Here is a 9,386-nt window from a genome sequence, read left to right as displayed (position 1 = left end):
GCCGGTTGCGGATTTGATATAATTGTCTTCCGCAGTCAGCTCGATTTGACAGCCTGTGCCACAATAAGGGCATATGACCTTGCCTTTATTCGCCATATTTTCTCCTTTCGAAAATACTAAACATGCAAAATTACCATATATGCAATTTCGGCACAATTATATAAATTCTTACCTAAAATAAAATTGAAATTTTGCCTTAAGCTAAAAGAATTTTTTCAATTATAATTAGGAGTAAGTTGGGGTAATTTAAGTAGTAATTTAAATTTTAATATACTTTAATACTGATATACTAGACTTTTAAAGCAAATAATCAACGAACTGGTTTAAAAAAGAAATTAGTTTTCAAATTTAAGCTTTGAAAGCAAATTTATCAAATAAATTCCAAATATCGTCAGATAAATGACGGAATTTTTTTACGGACTTAAATATAATTACACCAAAATTTTTAGTAAAAAATTTTTAAAATTCCTTAAGTCAAGGAGAAAGGTATGAAACAACATAAATTTGTAATCTGTGATTACAAACGATGTATCGGTTGCACGACGTGCATGGCAGCCTGTTACTCAAGTGCCTACGAGCGCGGCAAGCTTGCTAAATCGCGACTTACCGTGCTTAGACAGGCTTACGGCGTTATGCCTACGCAGTGCAGGCAGTGCGATGACGGACCATGCGCAAATGTCTGCCCTACCGGTGCGCTTCGCTTCGATAATAACTATATCGAATTGCACGAAGAAATTTGCATCGGATGCAAGATGTGTACGCTCGCCTGTCCTTATGGCGCGATCAGCTCGAATGCCGAGCTTATGCCGTCAGTAAATTATGCGGTCGAGCCGAAGTATTATCTCGAGATCGAAAGCCAAGCGGGCGCCAAAAGCACCGCCATCAAATGCGATCTATGCAACGGACGCGAAAACGGTCCTGCATGCGTCGAGGTTTGCCCAACCAGTGCTATCATTATGATAGATCCTAAAGAGGGTAAGCATAAATTGGGCTTTGCGATAGACTACGATGCGGCTAATGCTTTTGCAAAAGACGTATTAAACGGCGAAATCAGTTGCGTCGCCAAAAAAGAAGGAGGCGCAAAATGATAAGCGTCTATACTTTATTTATCGTCAGTGCAGTAATTAGTATTCTTTTATACTGCGCTCCAAAAACTGCCGTTAAGGTGGGATTTGGATTAGGTGCTATCAGCTGTTTTTATGCGATGTGTCATTTCGTAGCCAATATGGGAGTAAGCGATAGCTTCGTTTTGGGCGGCACTTTCTTATATGCGCCAAAATTTGCTTTAAGTCCGCTTGGAAATTTCTTCAGCTTCGTAGTCGTTTTTATAGGCTTTGCAAGCAGCGTTTACGGTATGAGCTATGCTGAGGAATATATCGGAAAGGCAAATATTGGCGTTTTTGCATGTTTATTTAATACCTTCATTTTATCTATGCTTTTAGTCATCAGTGCGGATAATGTATTTTGCTTCGCTGTTTTATGGGAGCTTATGACGTTAATTTCGTCATTTCTAATAATAGTAAACGATGGCAAAGGCACGCTCAAAGCCGTTATGGTATATTTAGGTATAGCGCAGATCGGTGCATTTTGTATCACCTGTGGATTACTTATCATTGCAAACTACGCAGGCAGCTTCGAATTTGCGGAGTGGGGAAAAGTAAATATGCCGATGGGTGCTTCTGTGGCTGCTTTCGTGCTATTTTTGGTCGGCTTCGGCTCAAAAGCTGGAATGTGGCCTTTTCACGTTTGGCTACCGCAAGCTCACCCTGCGGCTCCATCAAATGTCTCTGCGCTAATGAGCGGCGTTATGATTAAAGTAGCGCTCTTTACGCTTGTTAAATTTACGCTATTTTTGCCACTAAGCATTTATTTTGGGCTTGCAGTTTTGATCCTAGGAGCAGCTAGCTCGCTTTTTGGCGTTTTATACGCGTTGTGCCAGCACGACTTTAAAGCACTTCTTGCGTACCACTCGGTTGAAAATATCGGCATTATCTTGCTGGGTCTTGGCACTGGAATTTACGGCGTCGCAGCAGGCAATGTAACACTAGCCGCAGTCGGATTTTTAGCAGGCTGCTACCACGTAGTAAATCACGCGATATTCAAAGGCTTGCTATTCTTATGTGCAGGCTCTGTAATCCACGCTACTCATACGCAAAATATGGACGTGCTAGGAGGGCTAGCTAAAAAAATGCCTCTAACTGCCGTCGGTATGTTTATCGGCATCATGGGTATCGCAGCGCTTCCTCCGGTAAACGGCTTCGTTTCAGAGTGGTTTACCTATCAAGGAATGCTTCAAGGCGCTAAGGAAAGCGGAATTTTCATCAGATACGCTTTCTCGCTAGCAGTAGTCGCACTTGCGCTTACGGGCGTTTTAGTCGGTATGCACCTTAAGCTTTATGCGGTAATCTTTGCAGGAACCCCGAGAGATAAAAAAATTTGGGAAAATGCAAAAGAAAGTCCTCTTGGGATGGTTTTAGGAATGATCATACTGATGATAGGCTGCGTGGGATTTGGTGTAGGCGCACACTTCATAGTCGATTACATCATGCAGGCGGTAAATTCTATCACTTCCAATAGCGGGTATGTTGCAAGCCTAGGCGCTTCGTCAATCACTTCGCCTTTGGGAAGTATCGTTTCAACTCCTCTTATTGCAGTGATTTTGTGTTCTACAATGCTGCTTCCGTTTATCATCCTAGCGGTTATGAAAGCAAATCGTGACAAACCTCGCGAGACTGATCCTTGGGCATGCGGCTTTAAATATAGCCCTCGCATGCAGATGACCGGCGGTCCTTTTACCGGCGATTTAAGAAAGATTATGGACTGGTTATTTAGAGGTCATAAACGCAGAATAGAGCAAAACGGCTACTTCGGACCGATCGAGTATCACAACCACCCACAAGACATTTGGTGGACGATAATTTATCAACCGGTAATCGATTGGAGTAAGAAGGTCGCCGATAAGATAGGAATTATTCAAAGCGGCTATGCAAATTTATATACGCTTTACATCCTAATCTATCTTTGCGCGATACTGGGCGTCGGATATTTCTTGATCTAGGAGGTTTAAGATGCAGACTATACAAACTATATTTTTAATGATATTTCAAGTCGCGGTTATCGTCCTAGTCGCTCCACTCTTCGACGGTATGGCGAGAAAACTTCGAGCCAAGCTTCAGTCGAAACAAGGAAGCGATTTTTTCCAGACTTACCGCGATATTATTAAGCTTTTTAAGCGCGGCAGAACCGTTCCTGCGTGCAGCCACTGGGTATTTAGGTGGGCGCCGTTTTTCCTATTCGCTACTTCGGCAGCGATTTTGGCGGCTATTCCTATTACATACAGCGATCCAACCACCGATAAAATTTTCGGAGCATATTCGGATATTTTCGTTATCCTATATCTAGGCGCGCTTTTGCGCTTCGTATTCGGTGCGGCTTCAATAGATAGCGGTAACCCGTTTGCCGCAACCGGCGGTGGACGTGAGCAGATGCTTGCCGTTTTTGTCGAACCTGTGATGATGATGTGCCTAATCGTAGTAATGATGGCTGCGGGAACTTCAAATTTAGTTGAGATTCAGGGGATGGTACGCAGCGGTCAGATCGGCTATCAAATTCCAAGCTTTGCTGTCGCTTCGATTGCATTTTTATGGTGCATGTATGTCGAGACCGGCAGAAAGCCATTTGATCTTGCCGAAGCCGAGCAAGAGCTTCAAGAAGGTCTACTTGGCGAATATGCAGGTAGCGATTTGGGCTTAGTGCAAGCGGCGCTTATTTTGAAGCAATTTGCGATGATCGGATTATTCCTAACGATATTTGAGCCGTGGAATTTTAGCAATCCGTTTTTGGCGATCATAATCTTTGTGCTAAAAACCGGCGTATTTTACGTAGCAGCCGTTTTCATCGACAACTTTGGACCACGCTTCAGAATGACTTCGAGCATGCGCAAAATTTCATGCGGCGCTCTTGCCATTGCTTTTGCGGCATTAACGCTTTACGTAGTAGGATTTTAAGATGAATAGTATCGATATTTTAGCAATTTGTATGATCGTAACGTCACTCGCGGTATTCGGACTTAGAAATTTAAAACTTTCGATCGGAATTTACGCGATTCAGACGCTATTTTTGGTAAGCATATTTTTTATGCTGTATTCTAACTTCAATGCGCCGCAGCTTAGAATTTGGGCGATAGTGGCGTTTTTTACGAAGGTTATTTTCGTGCCGGGAATTTTATTTTGGCTAGTTAAAAAGCTGGATGTGATCAGCGAGGATGAGCCGGTAGGCGGCTTTTTCGTAAGCCCCGTTATTGCGATGGGATTTTCGCTAGCGATTGCGATGACAATCAATCCGATCTTGCTTAAATTCTCTCTTATTCAAGAAAGAATCGTTCTAATAGCGGCGGTAACCGTATTTATGATGGGAATTTTCGGCTTCATGCTAAGAAATTCTTTCATCAAGCAAATTCTAGCCTACTGCCTCTTTGAAAACGGCATCCACCTAAGTCTTGCACTTATGGCTTACAACTCTCACGAGCTAGTCGAGCTTGGAATTTTAACCGACGCGATCTTTGCGGTTATTATTATGAGCATTTTGGCGGTTAGATTTTACAAAGCTTATGACGGGCTTGATACGTCTAAAGCTTCGAATTTAAGGGGTTAATGATGAATAGTTTAGCTTTTATATTAATTTTTCCGTTGCTCGGAGCGCTGATATTATTCTTATGCCCTAAGAATTTCAAGCTCCTAAGCTCGCTACACGTTTTGATTTCTGCAGTTACATCCGCAGGGCTACTCTGTAACGTAGGCAAGCTTATCAGCGGCAACTTCGAGGCTTTTTACGCATACGATAAATTCCTATTCCTAGATAGCTTAGGTTGCGTATTTTTAGTGCTAATCGCTGTAACGGGCTTTTTGGTAAATTTATACTCCACCACCTATATGAAATGGGAGATACAGGGCGGTCATCTGGATCTTAGCGATCTTAGAAAATACTACGCGCTCTGCCACGTTTTCGTTTTTACGATGACGCTTAGCGTGATCTGTAACAACGTTGCGTTTATGTGGGCTGCGGTAGAGGCTACTACGCTAGCTTCGGTATTTTTGGTCGCTATTCATAAAGACAAAAAATCTACCGAGAGCGGTTACAAATACATCGTCATCTGCTCGATCGGCTTAGCGTTTGCGCTTTATGCGACCGTTTTACTATATGCGGCTACATTCAAAATCACAGGCGACGGCCAAGCTTCGATGCTTTGGACTAGCATTATGGATCACGCCAAAGGCTTAAACAAAGATGCCGCTAAGCTTATCTTTATATTCGCTCTAATCGGCTTTGGAACCAAAGCAGGACTTGCTCCTACTCACACTTGGCTTCCTGACGTTCACGCAGAAGGTCCGGCTCCGATTTCGGCACTACTTTCGGGTGTGCTTTTAAAATGTGCGATGCTAGCGATATTTAGATATTACGCGGTAACCGCCGAAGCGGTAGGGCCAGACTTCGTTAAGCACGTGATGCTGATCTCGGGCACGATCACGCTATTTATAGCAGGAATTTTCCTTGTTCGTCAGCACGACGTAAAGAGGATGTTTGCTTACCACTCGGTCGTTCATATGGGTGTTATTGCATTTGCACTAGGTATCGGCGGATATTTTGGCTTGCTTGCCGCGATCTTTCACTGCTTAGCTCACAGCTTTACCAAGGCTCTTGCATTCTGCTCTACTGGCAATATCGCTAGAATTTATGGTCACAAAGATATGACTAGAATGGGCGGTATGGTAAAAATCGCTCCGCTTACTACGATAATGTTTGGTGCTGCGGTTTGCTCGCTCGTAGGTGTTCCTGCGTTTGCGATCTTTGTAAGCGAATTTAACGTTTTCAAAGGCGCGATAGCCAGCGGTCAATACATAGCCGTAGCATTATTTGCGATCGCGCTCGTAATTATTTTCATCGCGGACTTCGCGCACTTTAATCTAGCGAGCTTCGGTACGCCTAAAGGTGAAGTGGTTTATGCTAAAGAGATGAGCTTATTTGAAAATTTACCGCTAATCTTGCTTTGCGCTTTAGTGATAATTTTCGGCGTATGGCACGTAGGTGATTTTTGGATGCTCGTCGAAAACGGCGTTAGAATAATGATGAGAGGTTAAAAATGAGAGGCGATAAATTTATAGAAATTTTAAAGACCAAAGTCAAGGTCTTAGAAGTTACCCGCCAAGCCGAGGATCAAATCACCGTTTTAGTGGATAGAAATGATCTGCCGCTTGCGGTTAAGACGCTATATTATGACATCGGCGGTTTTATCAGCACGATGATTCCTAACGATGAGCGCGAGCTAAACGGAAATTTCGCGCTTTACTATGCGATATCTATGGAAGGTGGCAAAATGACCGAAGCGGAGGATTTTGCCGCAGAGGATAAATGCTTCATCACCGTTAGGACGCTAATTCCCGGATCGGATCCGACGTTCCCGTCGGTTACTCCTTTAGTGCCTGCTTGCGTATGGTACGAAAGAGAAGCTTTCGATATGTTCGGCTTAATCGCCGAGGGCTTGCCTGATAAACGCCGCTTAGTGCTAAGCGACGATTGGCCGGATGGGCTTCATCCACTTCGCAAAGACGCAATGGACTATCGCTATAGGCCCGATCCTGTAGATCATAAAGACGAGCCTAATGCAGAGTTTTTATTTCCTAGCGGCGACGGCGTAGTGGATGTTCCGCTTGGACCTCTTCACGTAACGAGCGATGAGCCGGGACACTTCAGACTATTTTGCGACGGCGATGAGATTATCGATGCAGACTACCGCTTGTTTTATCAACACCGCGGTATGGAGAAACTAGCTGAAAACCGAATGAATTACGATCAGATGGGCTATTTAGCAGAGCGCGTCTGCGGAATTTGCGGCTACGCTCACGCGATTGCGTGTATTGAAGCAGCAGAAAAAGCTATCAAGCTTGAAATTCCACTTCGTGCGCAAGCCATCCGCGTCATCTGCCTTGAAATCGAGCGCCTTCACAGCCATCTTTTAAATATCGGTCTAGCCTGCGAGGTAACGGGCAACTACAACGCCTTTATGCATATCTTTAGGGTGCGCGAATACTCCATGGAGCTAGCTCAGCTCGTAACCGGCGGCCGTAAAACCTACGGCAACGTCATCATGGGCGGACTTCGCCGCGATATGACCGACAATGAAATTCGCAAGAGCATCGAGATCATTAATAAACTTGACGTTCAAATTTCTGAAATTTGGGACGCTGTGATGGAGGATAAACGCCAAATCGGTCGCTGGAAGGGTGTGGGCGTATTAGATCGCAAAGTGGCGCGTGATTTTAGCCCGGTAGGTCCAAATATGAGAGCTTCCGGTTTTAAACGCGACAACCGCTACGATCATCCCTATGATTTCTTCAACAAGATAGAATTCGAAGTAGCCGTAGAGCACGGTGGCGATGTATTTAGCCGCGAAGTCGTAAGATATAAAGAGCTTAAACAATCGATCCACATCATCAGGCAGTGCTTGCATCAAATGCCGCAAACTCCGATAATGATCGATCCACAGACTATGATCAGACCGGAAAACTACGCTTTAGGTCACGACGAAGCACCGCGCGGCGAAAATGTCCACTGGATCATGCAAGGAAACGCTCAGAAGGTTTACCGCTGGAGATGTCGCGCCGCTACGTATAACAACTGGCCGAGCTTGCGATTTCAATTCCGCGGAAATAACATCTCCGATGCGGCGCTAATCGTATGCTCGATGGATCCGTGCTACTCATGCACCGAGCGCGTAACTTTAGTCGATATTAATAGCGGAAAGAGTAAAATTCTAACCGAAAAAGACCTTAAGAAATTTTGCCAAGACGGCAAGGTTAGCAAAAAGGATTTAAGATGATGAAATTATTCGACATTACCGAAAAATATGGTAAGGCGACCTATGCTTATCCGTTTGAGCCATACATCGTGCCCGAGAATTTTCGCGGGCAGCCTGAATACACCTATGAGCTTTGCATAGGCTGTGCCGCGTGCGGTATCGCCTGCCCATCCAATGCGATCGAGCTTAAGATGAATGAAGCTCAAACCAAGCTTATTTGGGAATTTGATTGCGGGCGTTGCATATTTTGCGGACGCTGCGACGAGGTATGCCCTACGGGAGCGGTAAGGCTCGGCAATAGCTTTGAGCTAGCGGTAAAATTTGATAAAAGCGCGCTTATCCAACACGGCGAGCTTGAGATGGAAAAATGCAGCTGCTGCGGCAAGCCGATGACCCCAAAAAGGCTCATCAATTACACGCTAGAAAAGTTAAGTACTGCAAATTTGCTCCCAGGCAGATTAGAAGAAGCTAAAAAATATCTCTATATCTGTCCTGAATGCAAAAAAGCTCAAGCGGTCGAAAGAGTGACCAAAGGTATAGAGGAGGCAATAAAATGAGTTTGTATCAAGTCCCCGAAAATATTAAAAACGCAAACGATCTAACCGCAAAGTTGGAGCTTTTGAAAAATATCAAACGAAGCTTCAGCGTTTATCGTATCGACTGCGGAAGTTGCAATGGCTGTGAAATCGAAATTTTTGCTTCTATCACGCCGATGTGGGATCCGGAGCGCTTCGGATTTAAACTCGTAGCTAACCCTCGCCACGCAGATATCTTAGTCTGCACCGGTCCGGTTACTCGACAGATGTATTATCCGCTGCTCCGCGCTTATGAGGCTGCACCTGATCCAAAGATCGTAGTAGCTCTTGGGGCCTGCGGAAGCACTGGTGGAATTTTTCATGACGCATATAGCGTATGGAGTGGTATCGATAAGATTGTACCGGTAGATGTTTATATCCCAGGCTGCCCTCCGCATCCTGCTAGCATCATCTATGGTCTTGGCATGGCGCTTGGCATCATCGATCAAAAGCTTCAAAAGAAGAGCTATGAGCAAGATAGCACTCTTCCACCACCGGTTAAGAGTTCAGTTATCGGCGATATTTTATTCGAGCGCGATCTGCAAGCTGAAGCTAAGAGGCTGATGAGCTATATTTTCGGAAGAGTTTTATTTGCAAAATATATGGATGCGATCAAAACCTCATCTGACGTTCACGATCCAAAAGCTTCTCGCGAGGCTCTACTTAACGCTATCCACACCGAAGAGGATCCTAGATATGCGGAGTGCATGGCGCTATTACACAATGACGTATATCTAAAATACGCCCGCGCTACGGAGGAATTTCAAATAGATCCGCAAAAAGAGGTCTGGAGCAAACGATGATTGAGGTTTTTAAGCTTACAAAGCGGCATATGGACGAAAACGAAAATTTACCCAAAGAACTAAAGGATATCAAGGTTTTTTCCACCTGCGTCGGTCACGGCGTAGGTACGATAGATTTTAGCGAAAAGGTACTTGAGATAGATGATGAAGAAT

10 protein-coding genes are annotated in these 9,386 nt (G+C 44.5%); 9 read left to right on the top strand and 1 reads right to left on the bottom strand.

What is annotated here, in order from left to right; translation table 11 throughout:
• On the bottom strand, positions 1-96 hold a 96-nt coding region (locus tag Q0198_RS10910), incomplete at its 3' end, for a hypothetical protein (protein ID WP_366111749.1).
• 392 nt (positions 97-488) lie between these two features.
• On the opposite strand from Q0198_RS10910, the gene Q0198_RS00745 reads away from it, so the two are divergent.
• The 9 genes from Q0198_RS00745 to Q0198_RS00705 form a co-directional block, all read left to right on the top strand.
• Positions 489-1,088: a 4Fe-4S dicluster domain-containing protein gene (locus tag Q0198_RS00745; RefSeq protein ID WP_005871891.1), complete on the top strand. Its 600-nt coding sequence runs from the start codon at positions 489-491 to the stop codon at positions 1,086-1,088.
• Positions 1,085-3,058: a proton-conducting transporter membrane subunit gene (locus Q0198_RS00740; protein ID WP_297893886.1), complete on the top strand. Its 1,974-nt coding sequence runs from the start codon at positions 1,085-1,087 to the stop codon at positions 3,056-3,058. Before Q0198_RS00745 ends, Q0198_RS00740 begins: the two co-directional genes overlap by 4 nt.
• A 10-nt stretch (positions 3,059-3,068) precedes the next feature.
• Positions 3,069-4,007: an NADH-quinone oxidoreductase subunit H gene (locus tag Q0198_RS00735; protein ID WP_291936444.1), complete on the top strand. Its 939-nt coding sequence runs from the start codon at positions 3,069-3,071 to the stop codon at positions 4,005-4,007.
• A gap of 1 nt (position 4,008) precedes the next feature.
• A complete protein-coding gene (gene hyfE, locus Q0198_RS00730) occupies positions 4,009-4,653 on the top strand; it encodes a hydrogenase 4 membrane subunit (RefSeq protein WP_291936441.1) in 645 nt (214 codons plus the stop codon).
• Between the two features lie 2 nt (positions 4,654-4,655).
• A complete protein-coding gene (locus Q0198_RS00725) occupies positions 4,656-6,137 on the top strand; it encodes a hydrogenase 4 subunit F (protein ID WP_297893882.1) in 1,482 nt (493 codons plus the stop codon).
• A 2-nt stretch (positions 6,138-6,139) separates the two neighbouring features.
• Positions 6,140-7,876 carry a hydrogenase large subunit gene (locus tag Q0198_RS00720; protein ID WP_005871901.1) on the top strand — a complete coding sequence of 579 codons (1,737 nt, stop codon included), beginning with the start codon at positions 6,140-6,142 and terminating at the stop codon, positions 7,874-7,876.
• Positions 7,873-8,412, top strand: coding sequence for a formate hydrogenlyase complex iron-sulfur subunit (locus Q0198_RS00715; RefSeq protein ID WP_177386902.1), 540 nt, complete (start codon positions 7,873-7,875; stop codon positions 8,410-8,412). Before Q0198_RS00720 ends, Q0198_RS00715 begins: the two co-directional genes overlap by 4 nt.
• Positions 8,409-9,233 (top strand): NADH-quinone oxidoreductase subunit B family protein, encoded by an 825-nt coding sequence (locus tag Q0198_RS00710; protein WP_297893879.1) that lies wholly within the window; start codon positions 8,409-8,411, stop codon positions 9,231-9,233. The genes Q0198_RS00715 and Q0198_RS00710 overlap by 4 nt, the downstream gene beginning before the upstream one ends.
• Positions 9,230-9,386 (top strand): formate hydrogenlyase maturation HycH family protein (locus Q0198_RS00705; protein ID WP_297893889.1); only part of this gene is annotated, 157 nt, incomplete at its 3' end. The genes Q0198_RS00710 and Q0198_RS00705, both read left to right, overlap by 4 nt.

The organism is uncultured Campylobacter sp. (assembly GCF_938045205.1).
GTDB lineage: Bacteria > Campylobacterota > Campylobacteria > Campylobacterales > Campylobacteraceae > Campylobacter_B.
Note: the sequence above shows the minus strand (reverse complement) of the source record. Positions and strands in the feature narration are given on the sequence as shown.

Bases quoted from the DNA above. Each gene is read 5' to 3' on its own strand.
- Q0198_RS00745 (WP_005871891.1), top strand. From the start codon at position 489: ATGAAACAACATAAATTTGTAATCTGTGATTACAAACGATGTATCGGT.
- Q0198_RS00740 (WP_297893886.1), top strand. From the start codon at position 1,085: ATGATAAGCGTCTATACTTTATTTATCGTCAGTGCAGTAATTAGTATT.
- Q0198_RS00735 (WP_291936444.1), top strand. From the start codon at position 3,069: ATGCAGACTATACAAACTATATTTTTAATGATATTTCAAGTCGCGGTT.
- hyfE (WP_291936441.1), top strand. From the start codon at position 4,009: ATGAATAGTATCGATATTTTAGCAATTTGTATGATCGTAACGTCACTC.
- Q0198_RS00725 (WP_297893882.1), top strand. From the start codon at position 4,656: ATGAATAGTTTAGCTTTTATATTAATTTTTCCGTTGCTCGGAGCGCTG.
- Q0198_RS00720 (WP_005871901.1), top strand. From the start codon at position 6,140: ATGAGAGGCGATAAATTTATAGAAATTTTAAAGACCAAAGTCAAGGTC.
- Q0198_RS00715 (WP_177386902.1), top strand. From the start codon at position 7,873: ATGATGAAATTATTCGACATTACCGAAAAATATGGTAAGGCGACCTAT.
- Q0198_RS00710 (WP_297893879.1), top strand. From the start codon at position 8,409: ATGAGTTTGTATCAAGTCCCCGAAAATATTAAAAACGCAAACGATCTA.